At 72.0% G+C, this 18,990-nt stretch carries 15 protein-coding genes; 3 read left to right on the plus strand and 12 right to left on the minus strand.

Annotation, left to right across the window (positions count from 1 at the left end; all coding sequences use genetic code 11):
• Window positions 1-13: 13 nt before the first annotated feature.
• From ABZ906_RS12140 to ABZ906_RS12150, 3 genes are all read right to left on the minus strand, one after another.
• Window positions 14-2,359, minus strand: a complete 2,346-nt coding sequence (locus ABZ906_RS12140) for a glycoside hydrolase family 95 protein (protein ID WP_361381434.1) — start codon at window positions 2,357-2,359, stop codon at window positions 14-16.
• A 134-nt stretch (window positions 2,360-2,493) separates the two neighbouring features.
• Window positions 2,494-2,994, minus strand: coding sequence for a hypothetical protein (locus ABZ906_RS12145; protein ID WP_361183159.1), 501 nt, complete (start codon window positions 2,992-2,994; stop codon window positions 2,494-2,496).
• 96 nt (window positions 2,995-3,090) lie between these two features.
• On the minus strand, window positions 3,091-5,985 hold the full coding sequence (locus ABZ906_RS12150) for an AAA family ATPase (protein ID WP_361380849.1): 2,895 nt from the start codon (window positions 5,983-5,985) through the stop codon (window positions 3,091-3,093).
• Window positions 5,986-6,143: 158 nt separating this feature from the next.
• Between ABZ906_RS12150 and ABZ906_RS12155 the strand changes: the two genes are divergently transcribed.
• Window positions 6,144-6,875 (plus strand): leucine-rich repeat domain-containing protein, encoded by a 732-nt coding sequence (locus tag ABZ906_RS12155; protein ID WP_361380852.1) that lies wholly within the window; start codon window positions 6,144-6,146, stop codon window positions 6,873-6,875.
• A 166-nt stretch (window positions 6,876-7,041) separates the two neighbouring features.
• On the opposite strand, the gene ABZ906_RS12160 is transcribed toward ABZ906_RS12155, so the two are convergent.
• The 6 genes from ABZ906_RS12160 to ABZ906_RS12185 all read right to left on the minus strand — a co-directional run bounded on the left by ABZ906_RS12160 (window position 7,042) and on the right by ABZ906_RS12185 (window position 12,573).
• The gene (locus ABZ906_RS12160; RefSeq protein ID WP_361380855.1) at window positions 7,042-7,935 is read right to left on the minus strand and encodes a universal stress protein; all 894 of its coding nucleotides are present in this window, start codon (window positions 7,933-7,935) and stop codon (window positions 7,042-7,044) included.
• A gap of 133 nt (window positions 7,936-8,068) precedes the next feature.
• Window positions 8,069-8,332, minus strand: a complete 264-nt coding sequence (locus ABZ906_RS12165; RefSeq protein ID WP_361183166.1) for a DUF397 domain-containing protein — start codon at window positions 8,330-8,332, stop codon at window positions 8,069-8,071.
• Window positions 8,333-8,440: 108 nt separating this feature from the next.
• A complete protein-coding gene (locus ABZ906_RS12170; protein WP_361183168.1) occupies window positions 8,441-9,631 on the minus strand; it encodes a thiolase domain-containing protein in 1,191 nt (396 codons plus the stop codon).
• Window positions 9,631-10,707, minus strand: a complete 1,077-nt coding sequence (locus tag ABZ906_RS12175) for a thiolase domain-containing protein (RefSeq protein ID WP_361183170.1) — start codon at window positions 10,705-10,707, stop codon at window positions 9,631-9,633. The genes ABZ906_RS12170 and ABZ906_RS12175 overlap by 1 nt, the downstream gene beginning before the upstream one ends.
• A complete protein-coding gene (locus tag ABZ906_RS12180; RefSeq protein WP_361380858.1) occupies window positions 10,708-11,667 on the minus strand; it encodes an OB-fold domain-containing protein in 960 nt (319 codons plus the stop codon).
• 105 nt (window positions 11,668-11,772) lie between these two features.
• Window positions 11,773-12,573 (minus strand): crotonase/enoyl-CoA hydratase family protein, encoded by an 801-nt coding sequence (locus tag ABZ906_RS12185; protein WP_361183174.1) that lies wholly within the window; start codon window positions 12,571-12,573, stop codon window positions 11,773-11,775.
• 176 nt (window positions 12,574-12,749) lie between these two features.
• Between ABZ906_RS12185 and ABZ906_RS12190 the strand changes: the two genes are divergently transcribed.
• Complete coding sequence (locus ABZ906_RS12190; RefSeq protein ID WP_361380861.1) at window positions 12,750-14,363, plus strand: acyl-CoA synthetase; 1,614 nt, start codon at window positions 12,750-12,752, stop codon at window positions 14,361-14,363.
• A gap of 78 nt (window positions 14,364-14,441) precedes the next feature.
• Here ABZ906_RS12190 and aroQ read toward each other — a convergent pair whose 3' ends face one another.
• On the minus strand, window positions 14,442-15,056 hold the full coding sequence (gene aroQ, locus ABZ906_RS12195; protein WP_361381437.1) for a gamma subclass chorismate mutase AroQ: 615 nt from the start codon (window positions 15,054-15,056) through the stop codon (window positions 14,442-14,444).
• Between the two features lie 25 nt (window positions 15,057-15,081).
• The gene (locus ABZ906_RS12200) at window positions 15,082-15,927 is read right to left on the minus strand and encodes an alpha/beta hydrolase (RefSeq protein WP_361183177.1); all 846 of its coding nucleotides are present in this window, start codon (window positions 15,925-15,927) and stop codon (window positions 15,082-15,084) included.
• Between the two features lie 178 nt (window positions 15,928-16,105).
• Between ABZ906_RS12200 and paaK the strand changes: the two genes are divergently transcribed.
• Window positions 16,106-17,392: a phenylacetate--CoA ligase PaaK gene (gene paaK / locus ABZ906_RS12205; RefSeq protein WP_361380864.1), complete on the plus strand. Its 1,287-nt coding sequence runs from the start codon at window positions 16,106-16,108 to the stop codon at window positions 17,390-17,392.
• A gap of 12 nt (window positions 17,393-17,404) precedes the next feature.
• Here paaK and ABZ906_RS12210 read toward each other — a convergent pair whose 3' ends face one another.
• The gene (locus ABZ906_RS12210; RefSeq protein WP_361380867.1) at window positions 17,405-18,904 is read right to left on the minus strand and encodes an acyl-CoA synthetase; all 1,500 of its coding nucleotides are present in this window, start codon (window positions 18,902-18,904) and stop codon (window positions 17,405-17,407) included.
• Window positions 18,905-18,990 lie beyond the last annotated feature (86 nt).

The following is an 18,990-nucleotide window of genomic DNA, read 5'->3' on the forward strand; positions in this document are numbered from 1 at the left end:
CGGCATGCGGGTCTCAGTCGAAGACGTACCGCTGTCCGGCCCGCGCCTTGAACGTCTTCTCTCCGCCCTTTAACAGGCTGCTGCGCACGGTGAGTTGGCGGGTGCGCGACGCCGTGAGCACGACGCGCGTGGCGCGTCCGCCCGACCACGTGATGTCGAGCGTCGCCCCGCCGCGTGCCCGCAGGCCGCGCACCGATCCGCCGGGCCAGCTCGCGGGCAGCGCGGGCAGCACCTCGATGACATCGAACTGGCTCTGCAGGAGCATCTCCACGATCCCCGAGGTCGCCCCGAAGTTGCCGTCGATCTGGAACGGCGGATGGGTGTCCCAGAGATTGGGCAGCGTCGAGGACCTGAGCTGTTCGGCGAGCATCTTGTGCGCGTGGTCGCCGTCGCGCAGACGCGCCCAGAAGTTGACCTTCCACGCCTTGGACCAGCCGGTCCCGCCGTCGCCGCGCGCGGTGAGCGACACTTTCGCGGCATCGGCCCACTTGCTGCCGGGTTCGATCTGGCGTCCGGGGTGCAGGGCGTAGAGGTGGGAGACGTGCCGGTGGTCGTCGGCCCTGTCGTCCAGGTCGGCCTTCCACTCCTGGAGCTGGCCCCAGGAGCCGATGCGCAGGCCGGGGTCGAGCTTGCCGAGCGCCTTGTCGAGATCGGCGCGGAACGCGGCGGAGTCGCCGAGCACGCGGGCGGCCTCCAACGTGTTGGTGAGCAGGTCGTGGACGATCTGCTGGGCCATGGAGTCGCCCGCGGTGAAGTCGCCGTGCTCGGGCGAGTAGCTGGGGGTGACGACGAGGGTGCCGTCGCGCGGGTCGGTGCGCAGGTTGTCGAGCCAGAACTCGGCGGCTTCCTTCATCGCCGGATAGGCGGTGGAGCGCAGGTACTCCGTGGAGCCGCCGAAGCGGTAGTGCTCGTAGAGCTGCGCGGTCAGCCAGGCGGCGGCCTCGGGGAACCAGAAGGCGGTCGACCAGTCGTGGACGCCGGTGAAGCCGTAGGGGTTGGTCTCGTTGTGCACGACCCAGCCCCGCGAGCCGAACATCTCCTTCGCCGTACGCCGTCCGGGAGCGCGCAGCGCCTGAACGAAGCGGTCGTAGGGGGCGGTGGTCTCGGGGAGGCCCGCGGCCTCGGCGAGCCAGTAGTTCATCTGGAGGTTGATGTTGGTGTGGTAGTCGGCGGACCAGGGCGGTGTGGTGCTGTTGTTCCAGACGCCCTGGAGGTTGGCGGGCAGCGAGCCCGCGCGGGACGAGGCGATGAGGAGGTAGCGCCCGTACTGGAAGAAGAGCGCTTCGAGGGCGCGGTCGGCGGCGCTCGCCCCTCCCCCGTATCCCTTGAGCAGCTGGTCGGTCGGTACGTCGGCGGGGGCCGCCTGGCCGATGTCGAGGGCGACCCGGCCGAACAGGTCGCCGTGGTCGCGCAGATGGCGGGCACGGAGGGCGCCGTGGCCGCGGGCGATGGCCCGGTCGACGGTGCGGGTGACGTCGGCGTGCGGGTCGTCGCCGCGGTAGTCGGGGTAGGTGTCGGCGTAGTCGGTTCCGGCGGCGAGCGCGAACCAGAGGTGGTCGGCGCCGCTGACGGTGATGCTGCCGTCGGCGTTCGCCGTGCGCGTGCCGCCCTGCTGGACGACGCGCAGCTGGGCCTCGAACCGCAGCCCGTTGTCGGCGAGTTCACCGCGTACGGTGATCCGGTCTCCGGCGGCCTGCGCGGTGAAGTCGGTGCGGGGCGAGGTGTGGCGCAGGGTGCAGGTGACGCTCGCAGGGCGGTCGGCGCTCAGACGCCCGACGAGCACGCCGTCGGGGCAGGAGGCGAAGAACTCCCTTGCGTGGCGCACCTGTCGGTGGGTGTACGTGACGGTCGCGAGGCCCCTGCGGAGGTCGAGGGAGCGGCGATAGGCGGCGTCGGGCGCGGCGGGTGCGTCCGCCATGTCCAGGTGCAGATCGCCGAAGGTCTGGTGGGCGCCGTAGCCGCGGCGGGGCTGGCCGAGCTCGGCGGCGACGGCGTCGGGCGTGAGGGTGCCCTTCTCGTCCAGTTCCTCGCGGACGGCGTCGAGGGCGCCGGGCCGGGGCTCGCGCCAGTCGCCGTGGTCGTAGCCCTCGCGGGAGCCGGGGCCGCCGGTCCACAGGGTCTTCTCGTTGAACTGGAGCCGCTCGGAGGCGAGGGCGCCGAAGACCATGGCGCCGAGTGCGCCGTTGCCGACGGGGAGCGCCTCACGCTCCCAGTCGGCGGCGGGCGCCGCATACCAGAGCAGCAATTCATCGGAGGTTTCACGGGGCCGCTCAGCAGTGGACTCGGCAGCGGACGCGGCACCGGAAAGCACGCCTCCACCCGATGCCAGTGCGGCTGCACTACCTACGGCGGACTTCATCGTGGTTCTTCGCGAGATCCCGGGAGTCATGACCGGTCACGTTAAAAGTCCGATGACTGGCCTGGCAAGGCGCATGACAAAACCCACCCCTTTAAGAGAAGGGGTGGGTCGGCGGCCGAGCGGACCGGGGCGGGTCAGCCCTGCTGGAAGAGCTCGGCGGGCAGCGGCTTCAGGAGGGCGTACAGATCGTCGGTGATCGGCCGGTCCCAGGCGGCGATGGTGACGAGGACGCCGTCGCTGCGGTCGAACTGCACGCAGGAGATGCGGCTCTCCGAGAGCTTGAGGCGGCGCACGATGAGGAGGTTGTCGCCCTGCATCACCGGCATGTCCTCGGAGGAGACGACGGTGATCTCCTCGTCGTTCTCCAGCGCGAGCAGCAGCTGGGCCACCTCGAAGGGCACCTCGTCGTCGGCGGTCTCACGCGCCGGGGAGCCCTCGGGCAGATTGCCGATGATCATCGCGGGGCCGCGCCCGCCGAAGAGGTCATAGCGCAGGAAAACGCCCTGGCAGCTGCCGTCGGGGGCGGGCAGCAGGCCCGCGCCGAGGTTGCCGGGCCAGTCACCCGGGTCCATGGCGAGGACATCGAAGTCCGGGCCAGCGGGAGTGGCGGAGCTGCGGCGGCGGAGGAAGGACATGCGCCAATGGTACGTGTCCCGCGGTGGTTCCCGGCGCGGGGGCGGCGCCGGTCCGCGCACGGCGTACGGCGGGCGTCGCCGGTGTTCCGCGCGAGGTCAGCGGGGGTCGTGGGGCTCCAGTGCGGCGGCGAGACCGGAGTGGTCCGTTCCCACTTTCCGGTAGACGGCACAGAGCAGCCGGACGACGGCCGGCTCGTCGGTGCGCAGCTCCTCGGCGATACGGGCGGCCGGCTCGCCGCGGACGGTGAGCGCCGCGGCCGTGCGCTCGCGCGTTGTGAGCGCGTCCGTCTCGGTGCCGTGCAGCAGGCGGGGGCGCAGACCGGCCGCCGACAGCTCGTCGCGGGCCCGCTCGACCAGGCCGTCCGCGCCGCACTGGACGGCGGCTTCGAGCCCGCGGTACAGGGGGTCGGCGGCGTCCTTGGGGCGGCCCGCCCGCCGCAGTTCGGCGCCCAGAGCGACCAGCGCGCAGGCGAGTTCGTACGCCGCGGGCGACCGCTCCAGGTGGCTGACGGACTCCTCCAGGAGCTTGCCGCGCTCGGAGCCCGGGGCGACCTCGGCGGTGATCCGCAGGGCCTGCCCGACCGCCGACGGGGTGGCGTACCTGCGGGCGCGCCGGACCGCCTCGTGCGCGGTGGCGAGCGCGCGCTCGGGGGCGTCGTCGGCCTCGGCGAGCGCGAGGTGCAGCTGCCAGGGGCACCAGGCGGGGTTGCGCATGCCCCGCGGGTCGAGGCGGCGCCCGGCGGCGGCGAGTTCGGCGGCCGCGTCCTTGGTGAGGCCGCGGGCGAGCAGCAGTTCGCCGTGTACGGCCTGCGCGTCGGGGAAGACGACGGCGGCGGGGAACGGTGCCCCGAAGCCGTACTCGTGCGCGGTGCGGGTGGCCTCGGCGACGCGGCCCCTGGCCAGCAGGATCTCGATGAGGATGCCGACGGCGTACCAGTGCGCGGGTGTTCCGGAACCCACCCGCTCGGCGATCCGCAGTCCGGCGCGCACGAAGTCCTCGGCTTCGGCGAGGCGTCCGCGGCGGTAGCGGATGTAGGCGAGCAGGGTGTACCCGAACGACAGGTGGGCGCCGCGCCAGCCTTGGCTCTCGAAGTCGGCGATCCCCGCGGCGAACAGCTGCTCCGCCCGCCCCGGCCGGTCGGCGTACAGGAAGGTGAGCGCGACCAGGACGGGGACCTCGAAGCCGCGGTCCTCCTCGGCCCAGCCGAGCCCGCCGACCAGGGCGCGCTCGGCGTGCCGGACGGCGGTGGCCGCGGGTTCGGCGCGCAGTGTCGCGTCCCAGGCGCGCAGCCCGATGATGTACCGCTCGGTGAGGTCGCGGCCGGGCAGCCGGTCGGCGAGGCGGGCCAGGCGCCGGGAGCGGGCGGGCGAGTCCGGTTCGTCGGCCCGGAAGGCGTCCCACATGAACTGCTCGGCCTGCATCCGCATCCGTACGCGCGGCTCGGTGGTCACGCGGATCTCGCGGGCGAGGGTGTCGGAGGCCTCGCCCAGGCGGTCGGAGTGGGCGAGGACCTGGGAGAGGCGGTAGACGATGCCCTGCCGCAGGGCGGGGTCGGTGATGGGCTCTTCGAGTGCGGCGCGCAGATGGTTGACGGTGGTCGCCGGTTCGGTCAGGAGGGAGGCGCAGCCCAGTTCGTAGAGGACGGCGGCTCGGTCCTCCCAGGGCGGGGGTTCGCGCAGGGCGCGGGCGAGATAGCGGCGGGCTGCGTCGGGGGCGCCCGCGCGGACGGTCTCGCGGGCCGCGGAGCGCAGTTGCCGCACGACCCAGGTGTCGCCGTCGGGGTGGACTTCGAGGAGGTGACGGGCGGCGGCGGACGCGCCGAGCCCCGCGTTGATCACGGCCCAGGCGGCCTGGCCGTGCAGGGCGACGCGGACACCGGCGGGGATGGCGCGGTAGACGGCGGTGGCGATGAGCGGGTGCACGAACTCCAGGGTGTCGACGCCGCCGGTCAGGACGCGGGCGCGGCGCAGCCGGTCGGCGCAGTCGGCGGTCTCCCGCTCGCCGATGCCCGCGACGGCCGCGGCGAGCGAGGGGCAGATGGAGGTGCCGAGGACGGCGCAGGCCCAGGCGAAGCGGACCGTGGAGGTGCCAAGGCGCTCCATGCGGGCGACGAGGCCGCTGCCCTTGACGGCTGCAGCGAGGTCGCGCAGCAGGCGCGCTCCTGACTCGTCGGGGGTGAGCCCGCGGTCGTGCACCTTGGCGGTCAGTTCCACCGCCTCGAAGGGGTTGCCCGCGGTGACCGCCCAGCATTCGCGGCAGAACGCGTCGTCGGCGCGGGTGCCGAGCGTGTCGCGCACGAGGCGGGCGACGGCGCCCGCGCTGAGCGGTTCGAGTCCGATGGGGCGCTGCCCTGCGCGTCCGGGCAGATCTCTGAACTCCTCGGCGTGGGCGGGCAGTTCCTCGGGCCGGTAGGCGACGACGAGCAGCAGCGGCAGGGATTCCGCGCGGGGCGCGAAGGCGGAGAGCCAGCTCAGGGACTCGGCGTCGGCCCAGTGCGCGTCGTCGATCACGACCACCAGCGGGGCGCGCTGCACGGCGAGATGGGTGAGCATCCAGTCGAGCCCGTCGCGCAGGCCCTGCGGGTCGGGCGGCGCGTCGTCCGGCGGGGCGCAGAGGCCGAGGGCCGGGCCGACGATGGCGTACCAGCTGCCGAGGACTTCGCGCAGTTCCGCGTCGGGGACGGGGGCGAGCAGCGGCTGGACCAGTTGCCGCGCCACGTGGAAGGCGACCCGCTGCTCCTGGTCGCCGCCGCGGGCGAGGGCCACGGTGCAGCCCTTGGCGGCGGCGCGGCGCTTGGTCTCGGCCAGGAGGGAGGTCTTGCCGAGGCCCGCGCGCCCCGCGAAGGCGATGAGGGCGCCCCGGGACCGGTCCACGGGCTCGGATCCGTCGCGTGACAGAGCGCACAGCTCGCTCAACGCCTCTTCCACGGCCGCGAGTTCACTTTCGCGCTCGAAGAGGGGCCGCTTGCCGTCGGTGCCATGATGCACCATGGGACACCCCCCGCCACGGTGGTGCGCCGGGCACTTCCCGCGGCGCGTGCCTTGGCTCTTGGCCACTTCAGATTACGCCCGCGGGGGCCGCCGGGAGCCGGTTCGGCCACAGCGGTGCGGTTGGCTGGGGCATGCACCTCGGACGAAGGGACCCTGGCGTGGCGAACGGCACCGGGAACGTACTCACCTACTGGCGCGGCGGCCTGAGCGAGGTGCCCGACGAGGTCTGGCACCATCCGTCCCTGGAGTCCCTGCTCCTGCCCGACAACGCGCTCACGCGGCTCCCCGCCCGCATCGGCACCCTGGCTTCGCTGCACACCCTGGACCTGGGCCACAACCGGCTGACCGAGCTGCCGCGCGAGCTGGGCGACCTGACGGGCCTGAGCCGGTTCCTCTACGTCCACGACAATCGGCTCACCGCACTGCCGTACTCCCTGGGCAGGCTGAAGCGCCTCGCGTACCTCAACGTGGGCGAGAACCGGCTGACGGCGCTGCCGGACAGCCTGGGTTCGCTCACCGCCCTGGTGGAGCTGCGCGCCCAGCACAACCGTCTGACCTCGCTGCCTGCCTCGCTCGGCGGCCTCACCTCGCTGCGCGAACTCTGGCTGCGCGGCAACCGCCTCACGTCGCTGCCCCTCGCGTTCGGCCGTCTCGGGGCGCTGCGTGAACTGGAGCTGCGCGAGAACCGGTTCACGACGGTCCCGGCGGCCCTGCGCGGTCTGCCGCTGCTGCGGCGCGTCGACCTGCGGTCCAACCGGCTGCGCGAGCTTCCGTTCTGGATCGGCGACCTGCCGTCGCTGGAAAAGCTGGACCTTCGCTGGAACGAGGTCGCGGTGCCGGAGGCGCTGCTGCGGAGGCTGGAGGGGCGGGGGTGCGTGGTGCTGCGGTGAGACGCCCCGACCGGACCGGTGCGTGGGCCCTACCGGACCGGTGTGTGGGGCCCCTACCGGACAGGTGTGGGGCCCTACCGGACCGGTACGTGAGACCCGACTGCGCCGGTGCGTGCAGCCCTACCGAGCCGGTGCGTGCAGCCCTACCGAGCCAGCCCGCGCGGCCCTACCGGGGCTCCGGCGGCACGACGGCCACCGCTCCCCGCGCGTGCAGCAGCACCGCGTTGGTCACCGATCCCATCAGGCGCCCCAGTGACCTCCCCCGCCGATGGCGTCCCACCACCACGAGTTCCGCCTCCCTCGACGCGTCCACCAGGAGGCCCGCCGCATCGCCCGGCAGGATCTCCTGCTCGACACGCACACCGGGGTACCGCTCCCTGAAAGGCGCGAGCTGCTCGTCCGCGAGCCGCGTGTACTCCTTCGAACTCGCCTCGTCCGCTTCGGCCGAGGTCACGAAGTCGCCGGTGGCCGTGTAGACGAGTACGGGCCCGGGGTAGGCGCAGACGACCCGGAGCACCGCGCCCCGCAGCGCCGCCTCCGCGAAGGCGAAGCCGATCGTGTCCTCGTGCGGGGTGAGCGCGTCGAGCCCGAGCACCACGCACGGCCCGGCCCCTGCAGTGACCTCTTCGCCCGGCCGCACCACGACCACGGGGCACGCCGCGTCCCGCGCACTCGCGAGCCCGTTCGAGCCGAGCAGCAGGCTGGTGAAGCCGCCCCGGCCGCGCGACCCGAGGACCAGGAGCTGCGCCGTGTCGCCGAGCCGCGGAATGGCGTGCCCCGGCGCCCCGTCCACCACCTCGACCGTCAGCTCGGGCAGATCCGCCCGCCCCTCCAGGCTCCGGCGCACCCGGTCGACGACCGGGTCCGCGTCGGGGCGGTGGTCGATGGTCGGCATGTACGGGCCGTCGGCCAGCGGCATCGCGTACTGCCGCACGTGCACGATCCGCAGCGGCGCCTGCCGCAGCCGCGCCGCGTGCAGCGCCCATTCCAGGGCATGGTCGCCGCCCGATGATCCGTCGACGGCCACCACTACGGGTCCGGCGGGCGCATCGTCACTCATGGCTTCCTCGTCTCCGGCGCAGTGCCGAGGTCGACCGGCTCCGCTTCCGGAGTCCGGGACGACCAGGTCAGCACGGCGGGCGCCGCGAACGGTCGCGACAGCCGGAGACGAGGGTCCACAACGCCCGCACGGCCTACGTCAGATCGAATTCCCCCGAGCGCGCACCATGCACGAACGCTCCCCACTCCGCCGGAGTGAAGATGAGGGACGGGCTCTCGGGCCGGCCGGCGTTGCGCATCGCGATGAAACCTTCGACAAAGGCGATCTCCACGTCACCCCGCCCCTCGCTGCCCGATTGCCAGTCCGCTGTGCTGAGGTCGAGCTCCGGCTTGTCCCAGCCCGCGAGCGGGCGCTGCTGACCTGCGAGCGGATGCTGCTGAATGGTGCCTTCGGCCACGTCCGTGCTCCTCCCGATGCGTCGTCCGCCCGCCAGCCTAGCTTTCGCTTCGGGTGCCGGACAGGCCGCGGAAGCGAGGACGCCCGCCCGTCCGGCCCGACGCACCCGTCACGTGCTGGGCGGCTCGGCTCCGACCAGCCACATGGAGAAGAACTGCGAGCCGCCTCCGTACGCGTGTCCGAGCGCCCTGCGGGCCCCGTCGATCTGGTGCTCGCCCGCCTGGCCGCGCACCTGAAGTGCCGCTTCGGCAAAGCGGATCATGCCGGAGGCGCCGATGGGGTTGGTGGACAGGACGCCGCCCGACATGTTGACGGGCAGATCGCCGTCCAGCTCCGTCACGCCCGATTCGGTCAGCTTCCAGCCCTCGCCCTCCGCGGCGAAGCCGAGGTTCTCCAGCCACATCGGCTCGTACCAGGAGAACGGCACGTACATCTCGACCGCGTCGATGTCGCGCCGCGGGTCCGTGACGCCCGCCTGCCGGTAGACGTCGGCCGCGCAGTCCTTGCCGGCCTGCGGCGACACGAAGTCCTTGCCCGCGAAGAGGGTGGGTTCGCTGCGCATCGCGCCGCCGTGCATCCAGGCCGGCGGGCGGGGCGAACGGCTCGCGCCCGCACGGTCGGTGAGGATCATCGCGCAGGCCCCGTCGGATGAGGGGCAGGTCTCGGAGTAGCGGATCGGGTCCCAGAGCATGGGCGACGCCTGCACCTTCTCCAGAGTGATGTCCTGCTCGTGGAGGTGGGCGTAGGGGTTCTTCAGGGCGTTGCGCCGGTCCTTGTACGCGACGAGCGAGCCCACGGAGTCGGGGGCGCCGGTGCGCCGCATGTACGCACGCACGTGCGGTGCGAAGAAGCCGCCCGCGCCCGCGAGGAGCGGCTGCTGGAACGGGATGGGCAGGGAGAGCCCCCACATCGCGTTGGATTCCGACTGTTTTTCGAAGGCGAGGGTCAGTACGGTGCCGTGGACGCGGCCCGCGACCAGGTTGGCGGCGACCAGGGCGGTGGAGCCGCCGACGGAGCCCGCCGTGTGGACGCGGAGCATGGGTTTGCCCACCGCGCCGAGTGCGTCGGCGAGGTACAGCTCGGGCATCATGACGCCCTCGAAGAAGTCCGGCGCCTTACCGATGACCACGGCGTCGATGTCGGCCCAGGTCAGCTCCGCGTCCTTCAGCGCCCGTTGGGCGGCCTCCCGGACGAGCCCCGCGATCGACACGTCCCGCCGGGCGGCGACGTGCTTGGTCTGGCCGATCCCGACGACGGCCACGGGCTCCTTGCCCGGGCGGCCGCTCATCACCCCACTCATCACGCATCTCCTTCCAGGACGGCGACCAGGTTCTGCTGCAGGCAGGGGCCGGATGTGGCGTGGGCGAGGGCCCGGTCGGACTCGCCCCGGTGGATGCGGGCGGCGGCTTCGCCGAGCCGGATCAGGCCGGCGGCCATGACGGGGTTGGCGGCGAGGGCGCCGCCGGACGGGTTGACCGCGACGTCGTCGCCGAGCTTCAGCGCCTTGCGCAGGACGACCTCCTGGGAGGTGAACGGAGCGTGCAACTCGGCGGTGTCCACGGGCCGTTCGAAGGCGCCGGCCCGTTCGGCGGCCAGGCGGCTGGACGGCGAGTCGGTCAGGTCGCGCACGCCGAGGCCGTGCGCCTCGATGCGGTGGTCGATCCCGCGGATCCACGCGGGCCGCTCGCACAGCTCGCGGGCCCGCTCCCCCGCCGCGAGGATCACGGCGGCGGCCCCGTCGCCGACGGGCGGGCAGTCGCCGGTGCGCAGCGGCCGTACGACGTAGTCGCCCTGCGGCACGGAACCGCTCAGCTGCGCATGGGAGTTGGCGGACGCGTCCTGGCGGCTGCGCGCGGCCACCCCGGCGAGTGCGGGCTCGTCGGCGTCGCCCGCGTCGATCAGGGCCTGCGCCTGGAGGGCCGCGAGCGCCACCGAGTCCGGCCACAGGGGCGCCACGTAGTACGGGTCGAGCTGCCGGGTCAGCACGTCGCGCACCGAGCCGGGGGACGATTTGCCGTAGGAGTACACGAGCGCGGTGTCGGCGTCTCCGGTGAGCAGCTTGGTCCATGCCTCGTACAGCGCCCAGGCTCCGTCCATCTCGACGTGCGACTCGGAGATCGGCGGCCAGGCGCCGACCCCGTCGAGCGCCATCGTGAAGGAGAAGGCGCGGCCCGCGAGGTAGTCCGAGGAGCCGGAGCAGGTGAAGCCGATGTCGCTGGTCTTCAGGCCGGTGGCCGCCAGGACCTGGTGCAGGACCGGCATGAGCATCTCCACCTCGGAGAGCTCGTCGGTGGAGCGCAGATGGTCGGTCTGCCCGAAGGCCACGACGGCGATGTCCCGGACGGGCCGCATCACGGACGGCTTCGCGGACGGCATCTACACCAGCTCCTTGTACGTGTCGTAGTCGGCGTCCGGCTCGCCCGTGGGCCGGTAGTGATCGGGGAAGCGGGCGCCCTCGGTCCACACCGGCTCGACGCGCAGGCCCATCCGCACCTGGTCGTAGGGGATGCCCGCGATCCGCGCGTGCAGGGCGAGGTCGGCGCCGTCCAGGGCGATGTGCGCGTAGACGTAGGGCACTTCGATGTCGAGGTTCTTCGCCTTGATGTTGACGATGCAGTACGTGGTGACGGTGCCGCGCGGCCCGACCTCGACGCGCTCGGTCGTGGCGACGCCGCAGGTGGGGCAGGCGCCGCGCGGCGGGACGTAGACCTTGCGGCAGGAGGGGCAGCGCTCGCCGACGGTCCGCTGGTCGGAGAGCGCCCGGATGTAGGCGGTCTGGGCGCGGCCGGGCGCGTAGGTGTAGTCGAGGCGCGCGAGGGCGACGATGCCGGTGACGGGGTCGGCGAACTCACCGCTGTGCGGGCGGACTTCGGCTTCCGCCTGTCCGTCGTCCGGCTCGAAGCAGGCGATGTCGGTGATGGCGCCGATGCGTTCGGCGGCCCAGCGGATCCGTACCCGCATGCCGGTCCCGACGGCGTCGGGTCCCGGTACGTCCAGGGCGTGCAGCAGGGCGGTGTCGGCGCCGTCGAGCTTCACCAGGACCCAGGCGAAGGGGGTGTCCAGGGGTTGTCCCCTGCGGGGTTCGTGGTTCCAGGCCCAGGTGGTGACGGTGCCGGTGGCGCCGACCTCGACCAGGTCACGTATCTCTTCGGCGGTCACGGGGTCGTACTCGACGGGCGGGACGAGCGTCCTGCCGTCCTCGGCCTTCACGCCGAGCACGGTCCGCTCGCGCAGCCCGGTCAGAAACGCACTCTGCACGGGCCCGAGGGACCGGGTGAAGGGAAACTCCAGTACAAGCGGCGCACGCAACACTTCGGGTGAGGGAGCGGATGCCATGAGCAGAACTCCGTTTCTCGACGACGACGGGGGGAGCGGGAGCGCCCCGCAGGGGCGCGGGGAACTGCGCGACCAGCCACACCGGCCCCGCAGCCGAAATGAGACCTAGGCCCGCCGAAACTCCGGGGGCCGCTTCTCCGCAAAGGCTCTGGAGCCCTCTTTCGCATCGGCGGTGTCAAAGATCGGCCACCCCCGCTTCAGCTCCGCGGCGAGACCGTCCGTCTCGGACATCTCCGCGGCCTCGTACACGGACGCCTTGACCGCCTCCACGGCGAGCGGCCCGCACGCGTTGATCTGCTCGGCGATGGCGAGGGCCTTCTCCAGCGCGGTGCCGTCCGGGACGACGTGACCGACCAGGCCGATCGACGCGGCCTCGGCCGCCGAGTAGGGCCGCCCGGTGAGCAGCATTTCCAGGGCGTGCGTACGGGGAATCTGGCGAGGCAGGCGCACGGTCGAGCCGCCGATGGGGAAGAGGCCGCGCTTGACCTCGAAGAGCCCGAACGTCGCGGACTCGGCCGCGACCCGGATGTCCGTGCCCTGGAGGATCTCGGTGCCGCCCGCGACGCAGTACCCCTCGACCGCGGCGATGACGGGTTTGCGGGGGCGGTGGTGGCGCAGCATCGCCTTCCAGTGCAGATCGGGGTCGGCCTTCATCCGGTCCCGGTACTGCTCCCCGTCCATCCCCTTGCCCGCGAGGGCCTTGAGGTCCATCCCGGCGCAGAACGCGCCGCCCGCGCCGGTGAGCACGACGGAGCGGATCGCGTCGTCCTCGTCGGCGGCGAGCCACCCGTCGTAGAGGCCCACCAGCATCGGCAGCGAGAGCGCGTTCTTCGCTTCCGGCCGGTTGAGCGTGAGTATCAGTGTGGCGCCCTCGCGCTGCACAGCGAGATGTTCCGTCCCACCCATGGCCGTGCTCCTTCTTGCCGTCGGCTTCGGACCTGGAACAGGTTGCAGTAGGCGGGGAGCCAGTTCAAGAGTTTTCTGACAGGCAGTCAGATTTCTTCCACGAGGACCCTTCCCACTTGTGGGTGCCTCTGCTCTGATGACCGCCAGAAGAGATGACGCCGGGGTCAGGAGGAGCGGTGGAGTACAACCTTGCCGACCTGTTCGAGTCGGTCGTCGACGTGGTCCCCGACCGCGAGGCGCTCGTGTACATCGATCACCCCGGTACCGGGGCGGAACGCAGGCTGACGTACGCCGAGCTCGACCGGGCCGCCAACCGCCTCGCGCACCATCTGATCGACAGGGGGCTCGAGCCCGGCGAACATCTGGGGCTCCATCTCTACAACGGCGTCGAGTACCTCCAGACCGTGCTCGCCTGCCTCAAGGCGCGGCTCGTGCCGGTCAACGTCAACTACCGCTACGTGGAGGAGGAACTGGTCTACCTCTACCGCGACGCGGACCTCGCCGCGCTCGTCTTCGACGCGGAGTTCACCGAGCGGGTCGCGGCGGCGCTGCCGCGGACGGAGAAGCTGCGGCATCTGGTGCGGGTGGGGACCCCGCCGGCCGACGCGCCCGCGCTCGACGTGGTGGCCTTCGCCGACGCGGAGGCGGCGGGTTCACCGGAGCGCGGATTCGGGGCCCGCTCGCCCGACGACCTGTTCATCATCTACACCGGTGGCACCACGGGCATGCCCAAGGGTGTCATGTGGCGCCAGGAGGACCTGTTCTTCGCCGGTCTCTTCGGCGGCGAGCCCGCGGGGGAGCCGGTGAAGCGGCCCGACGAGCTGGCGGAGCGCGTCGCGGCGGGCGGACCCGGCATCACGTTCTTCCCCACTCCCCCGCTGATGCACGGCACGTCGACGCTGACGTCGTTCATCGCCTTCAACTACGGCCAGCGGGTGGCCATTCACCGCAAATACGTCCCCGAAGAGGTGCTGCGCACCATAGAGCGGGAGAAGGTCTCCAGCGTGTCCCTGGTGGGCGACGCGATGCTCAGGCCGCTCATCGACGCCCTGCACGGCCCGCTCAAGGGCACGGATCTGTCGTCGCTCTTCAGCGTCTCGTCCTCCGGGGCGATCATGTCGGAGACGGTGCGCGACCAGTTCCAGGAGCTCGCTCCGAACGTCCTGCTCCTGAACAACTTCGGTTCCTCCGAGTCCGGCTCCAACGGCAAGGCCACGGACGACTCGGGTCCGGAGAAGGGCTTCCGCCTGGAGGTCAACGAACGGACGCAGGTGGTGGACCAGGTCACGCACGAGCCGGTGGCGGTGGGCGAGATCGGCCGGCTCGCCCAGCGCGGCCATGTGCCGCTCGGCTACTACAACGACCCGGCGAAGACCGCCGAGACGTTCTTCCAGAAGGGCGACGAGCGGTGGGTGCTGCTCGGCGACATGGCCACCGTCGACGAGGACGGCATCGTCACCGTCCTCGGCCGGGGTTCGCAGTGCATCAACACCGGTGGCGAGAAGGTGTATCCGGAGGAGGTCGAGCAGGCGCTGAAGTCACATCCGGACGTGTACGACGCCCTGGTCACCGGGGTCCCCGACCAGCGCTGGGGCAACCGCGTCGCCGCGGTGGTCCAACTCCGCGACGGCGCGGCCCCCTTGGACCTCGAAGCCATCCAGACCCACTGCCGCACGCGCCTGGCCGGCTACAAGATCCCCCGCGCCGCGGTCTTCACCCCGCAGATCCAACGCTCGCCGAGCGGCAAGGCGGACTACCGGTGGGCGAAGGCGGTGGCGGCGGGGGGTTGATCGCAACCGGGTCGGATGCGGGGTAATCGGGTGGGCGGGCGGGAAAAACTCCGCCGCGAAGCGGCGGGCCAGGAGGGCTCAACCGGCACAGACGGACCGCAGCGCCCGCTCCAGAGCGACCGTATGCAGAGCGTCAAGCTGCCGGTCATGCCGCACATGCAGGGCGCCGAGGGTCACGAGCCCGCGGCAGGACCCCGCGGCACGCGCGCCGGGCGACCCGGCGATGCCCCGCACCAGCTCCCCGTTCACCCGGTTGATCTCCTTGCGGACCTCCGCGAGGTCAGGCCGCTCCTCCGGCGTCGGCGCCTGCGAAGGGTCCGCGTCCCACCGCCGGTGCAGTTCGCGCTGCACGACCTTGTTGGCCTCGATCTGGTCCCGGAAGATCCGCACGGTCGCCTCGGGGTCGGCGCCCAGCTCCCGCGCCTGCCGCGCGACGTCGTCGAGCACCTGCTGCTCACGGGCAGGGTCGTCGATCGGGCTGTCCGTGCCGTACTTCGCGGCGGCGACGAGATCGGCGGTGGCCAGGCGCTGGGCGGCGAGATCGGCCAGGGAACGCAGCTTTGCGTACGAACCCCCGGCGACGGAAACCGCGGACGGCTGCGCGGGGGCAGCGGCGACGGCGCCCCCGCTCCCGGCCAGCAGAACCGCACACACGGCCCCGGCAGTGAACAGACGTCCCGCGGACGAACCGATACGCACGATGACTCCTCTGGTAGCTCTAGTCCTGCGCGAGGAATCCTGCCACCCGTCGCGCGAACCACTCCGGGTCGTCCAGCCACGGGAAGTGCCCGCCGCCCGGCTGCACTTGCCGTGTGGCGCCCGGGAAGAACGCGGCGAACTCCTGTGCGTGCGCGGGGTTGGGGACACCGTCGTGCTCCCCCGCGAGGACAAGGACCGGCGCCGTGAGCGCGGTGAGGGCGGCGCGCGTGGCGGGCGGGTCGAAGGCACCGTCGCCGTAGAACACGGCTGCCGCGCCGGCGTTCTTCTCCCGCGCGCTCGCCGCCTGGTGCGCCTGCGCCGCGGCGTCCCAGCGGCCGTACCCCAGGGGCGCGAGCGCGTCCCACACCTCGGCGGGGCTGCGCCCGGCCTCGATCTCGTCCAGCGCGGCCTCGGCGGCCGGGTACCAGGGCTCGTCCCGGTGGGCCGCCGCGGCGTCACGGTGGTCCCGGGGGCCCGGCGTGAGGCCGAGCACGTGCGTGGCCGGAGTGATCAGGACGAGGCGGCGGACGCGCTTGGGGTGGCGTGCCGCGTACAGCGTGGCGATGTTGCCCGCCGCCGAATGGCCGAGCAGGTCGATCCCGTCGAGCCCCAGGTGCTCGCGCAGCGCCTCGACGTCGTCCACGAGCCGGTCGCAGCGGTACGTCGCCGGGTCGGCAGGCGCCGCGGAGTCGCCCGTGCCGCGCAGGTCGAGCATGACCAGGCGGCGGTGCGCCGCCAGACCGCCGAGATCTCCGAGATAGGCGGAGGCGCGCATGGGGCCGCCCGGCACACAGAGCAGCGGCTCGCCCTGCCCCTTCTCGTGGTAGGCCAGCTCGGTCCCGTCGTATGCGGTGAAGGTCGGCATGAAGGTGATCATCACATCTCGCGCCACACCCGGACAACGTTGTTCGGCCAAGGTGTCCCAGCTCAAGGCCGGGCTGCGAGATCTCTTGACGACCGCCCCCGGGGGCTGGATTACTGAGCTCGACGGAAGATCGACGACCGAATGATCGGTCGCCCGTTTGGGACGGGAGAAACCGCATATGACGGCGATGCTGGACGCGGCGGAGCGCCTGGGGCGCGAGGAGCTCGAGGCACTGCAGCTGGAACGTTTGCAGGACACCTTGCTGCACGCGTACGAGAACGTGCCCTTCTACCGGGCGGCCTTCGACAAGGCGGGGCTGCACCCCGACGACTGCCGTACGCTCTCCGATCTGGCCCGCTTCCCGTTCACGGCCAAGAGTGATCTGCGGGACAACTACCCCTTCGGGATGTTCGCGGTCGAGCAGTCCGAGGTGCGGCGCCTGCACGCGTCCAGCGGCACGACGGGGCGCCCCACGGTCGTCGGCTACACCGAGCAGGACCTGTCGATGTGGGCGGACGTCGTCGCGCGCTCGATCCGCGCGGCGGGCGGCCGTCCCGGGCACAAGGTGCATGTGGCGTACGGGTACGGCCTGTTCACCGGCGGCCTCGGCGCGCACTACGGGGCCGAGCGGCTCGGCTGCACGGTGATTCCCGCGTCCGGCGGCATGACGGCACGCCAGGTCCAGCTGATCCAGGACTTCCGCCCCGAGATCATCATGGTGACCCCCTCGTACATGCTGACGCTCCTGGAGGAGTTCGAGCGCCAGGGCGTCGACCCGCGCACGACGTCCCTCAAGGTCGGCATCTTCGGCGCCGAGCCGTGGACGGAGGAGATGCGCCGCGAGATCGAGGAGCGGTTCGCGATCGACGCGGTGGACATATACGGGCTCTCCGAGGTCATCGGCCCCGGAGTCGCCCAGGAGTGCGTGGAGACCAAGGACGGTCTGCACATCTGGGAGGACCACTTCTATCCCGAGGTGGTGGACCCGATCACCGGCGAGGTCCTTGCGGACGGCGAGCGCGGCGAGCTGGTCTTCACCTCCCTCACCAAGGAGGCCATGCCCGTCGTCCGTTACCGCACCCGCGATCTCACCCGCCTGCTGCCCGGCACCGCGCGGACGTTCCGCCGGATGGAGAAGATCACCGGCCGTTCGGACGACATGGTGATCCTGCGCGGCGTGAACCTCTTTCCCACCCAGGTCGAGGAGATCGTCCTGCGCACGCCGGGCGTCGCCCCGTACTTCCAGCTGCGCCTGAGCCGCGAGGGCCGTATGGACGCGCTGACGGTCCGGGCCGAGGCCCGCGCGGACACGACTCCCGAGCGGCGCGAGGCGGCGGCCCGGGAGATCGCGACGGCGGTGAAGGACGGGATCGGCGTCTCGGTGGCGGTCGAGATCGTCGATCCGGAGACGATCGAGCGGTCGGTGGGCAAGTTCAAGCGGATCGTGGACCTGCGGGGCAAATAGCCGGTGGGGTGCCTATGAGGCGCTGAAGCGGTCCCGCAGCTCCCGCTTGAGGATCTTCCCGCTCGCGTTGCGCGGCAGCTCGTCCACGAAGAGGACCTTCTTGGGTGCCTTGAAGTGGGCGAGCTTCTCGCGTGCGTGGTCGATGAGTTCGGCTTCGGTGACAGCTCCGTTGCGTACGACGACCGCGGTGACCGCCTCGATCCAGCGCTCGTCCGGCAGCCCGATCACGGCCGCCTCCGCGACCCGCTCATGGGTGTAGAGCGCGTCCTCGACCTGGCGCGAGGCGACGAGGACGCCGCCGGAGTTGATGACGTCCTTCACCCGGTCGACGATCGTGAAGTAGCCGTCCTCGTCGCGCACGGCGAGGTCCCCGGAGTGGAACCATCCGTCGCGGAACGCCTCCTTGGTCTCCTCGGGCTTGTCCCAGTAGCCCTCGCACAACTGCGGCGAGTGGTAGACGACTTCTCCGGCTGTCCCGTCGGGCACCTCAAGGCCGTGCTCGTCGACGACCCGTGCCTCGACGAACAGGACGGGCCGACCGCAGGAGTCCATCCGCCCCTCGTGCTCGTCGGGCCCGAGGACGGTGGCGAGGGGGCCGATCTCGCTCTGCCCGAAGCAGTTGTAGAAACCGAGCGACGGCAGCCGTTCGCGCAGGCGCTCAAGCACGGGGACGGGCATGATCGACGCCCCGTAGTACGCCTTGCGCAGCCCGCCGAGGTCGCGGGTGGCGAAGCCGGGGTGGTTCGAGAGGCCGATCCACACGGTGGGCGGCGCGAAGAGGCTGTCGGCGCGGCCCGCTTCGACCAGCTCGAAGATCCGCTCGGTGTCGGGCGCGTCGATGATCGTGTTCTCCGCGCCCACCGCGAGGTACGGCAGGAGGAAGACGTGCATCTGCGCCGAGTGGTAGAGCGGCAGCGAGTGGACGGGCTTGTCCGTCTCCTTGAGGTCGAGGGCAGTGATGGCGCTGACGTACTCGTGCACGAGCGAACGGTGCGTCATCATCGCGCCCTTGGGCAGGGCGGTGGTGCCGGAGGTGTAGAGCAGCTGGACGAGGTCGCCGTCGCCGGGCGCGTCCCCGTCGAAGGCCGGTGCGACGGCGAGCCGCGCGAGCAGCGAGTCCTCCGTGTCCCGCAGGGTGAGCACGCGTACGTCACCGGGCAGGCGCCCGGCGAGATCCGGGTCGGCGAGGACCACGGAGCTGCCGGACTGGCTCACGATGTACGCCAGGTCGTCGCCGACGAGGTTCTGGTTGACCGGCACATGGACGAGGCCCGCCCGCGAGCAGGCCAGGAAGCCGATCAGATACGCGTCGGAGTTGTGCGCGTAGGCGCCGACCCGGTCGCCCGCGCCGAGGCCCGCGTCGCGCAGCACCCGGGCCGCGCGCGAGACGGCCGCGTCGAGCTCCGCGTAGGTCCACACCCGCTCGCCGTAGCGCAGGGCCACGCGCCCCGGAACGCGCCGGGCACTGCGGTGGAGGACATCGTCGACCGTATTGCTGCGTACACCCGTCATGGCGTGATCCTGTGCCGCACGCGTCACGGCGGTCAAGGCTCCGGACGGGGCACGAACAGGTCCGTTCCGGTACTCGAATTCACATA

Source organism: Streptomyces sp. NPDC046925 (assembly GCF_040644915.1).
Lineage (GTDB): Bacteria > Actinomycetota > Actinomycetes > Streptomycetales > Streptomycetaceae > Streptomyces.

What these genes read in the sequence shown, in the direction of transcription:
- ABZ906_RS12175 (WP_361183170.1), bottom strand. Translation starts at nt 10,707, where the DNA reads ATGCCGTCCGCGAAGCCGTCCGTGATGCGGCCCGTCCGGGACATCGCC.
- ABZ906_RS12160 (WP_361380855.1), bottom strand. Translation starts at nt 7,935, where the DNA reads ATGAGTGACGATGCGCCCGCCGGACCCGTAGTGGTGGCCGTCGACGGA.
- ABZ906_RS12145 (WP_361183159.1), bottom strand. Translation starts at nt 2,994, where the DNA reads ATGTCCTTCCTCCGCCGCCGCAGCTCCGCCACTCCCGCTGGCCCGGAC.
- paaK (WP_361380864.1), top strand. Translation starts at nt 16,106, where the DNA reads ATGACGGCGATGCTGGACGCGGCGGAGCGCCTGGGGCGCGAGGAGCTC.
- ABZ906_RS12180 (WP_361380858.1), bottom strand. Translation starts at nt 11,667, where the DNA reads ATGGCATCCGCTCCCTCACCCGAAGTGTTGCGTGCGCCGCTTGTACTG.
- ABZ906_RS12210 (WP_361380867.1), bottom strand. Translation starts at nt 18,904, where the DNA reads ATGACGGGTGTACGCAGCAATACGGTCGACGATGTCCTCCACCGCAGT.
- ABZ906_RS12200 (WP_361183177.1), bottom strand. Translation starts at nt 15,927, where the DNA reads ATGCCGACCTTCACCGCATACGACGGGACCGAGCTGGCCTACCACGAG.
- ABZ906_RS12185 (WP_361183174.1), bottom strand. Translation starts at nt 12,573, where the DNA reads ATGGGTGGGACGGAACATCTCGCTGTGCAGCGCGAGGGCGCCACACTG.
- ABZ906_RS12140 (WP_361381434.1), bottom strand. Translation starts at nt 2,359, where the DNA reads ATGAAGTCCGCCGTAGGTAGTGCAGCCGCACTGGCATCGGGTGGAGGC.
- ABZ906_RS12150 (WP_361380849.1), bottom strand. Translation starts at nt 5,985, where the DNA reads ATGGTGCATCATGGCACCGACGGCAAGCGGCCCCTCTTCGAGCGCGAA.
- ABZ906_RS12170 (WP_361183168.1), bottom strand. Translation starts at nt 9,631, where the DNA reads ATGAGTGGGGTGATGAGCGGCCGCCCGGGCAAGGAGCCCGTGGCCGTC.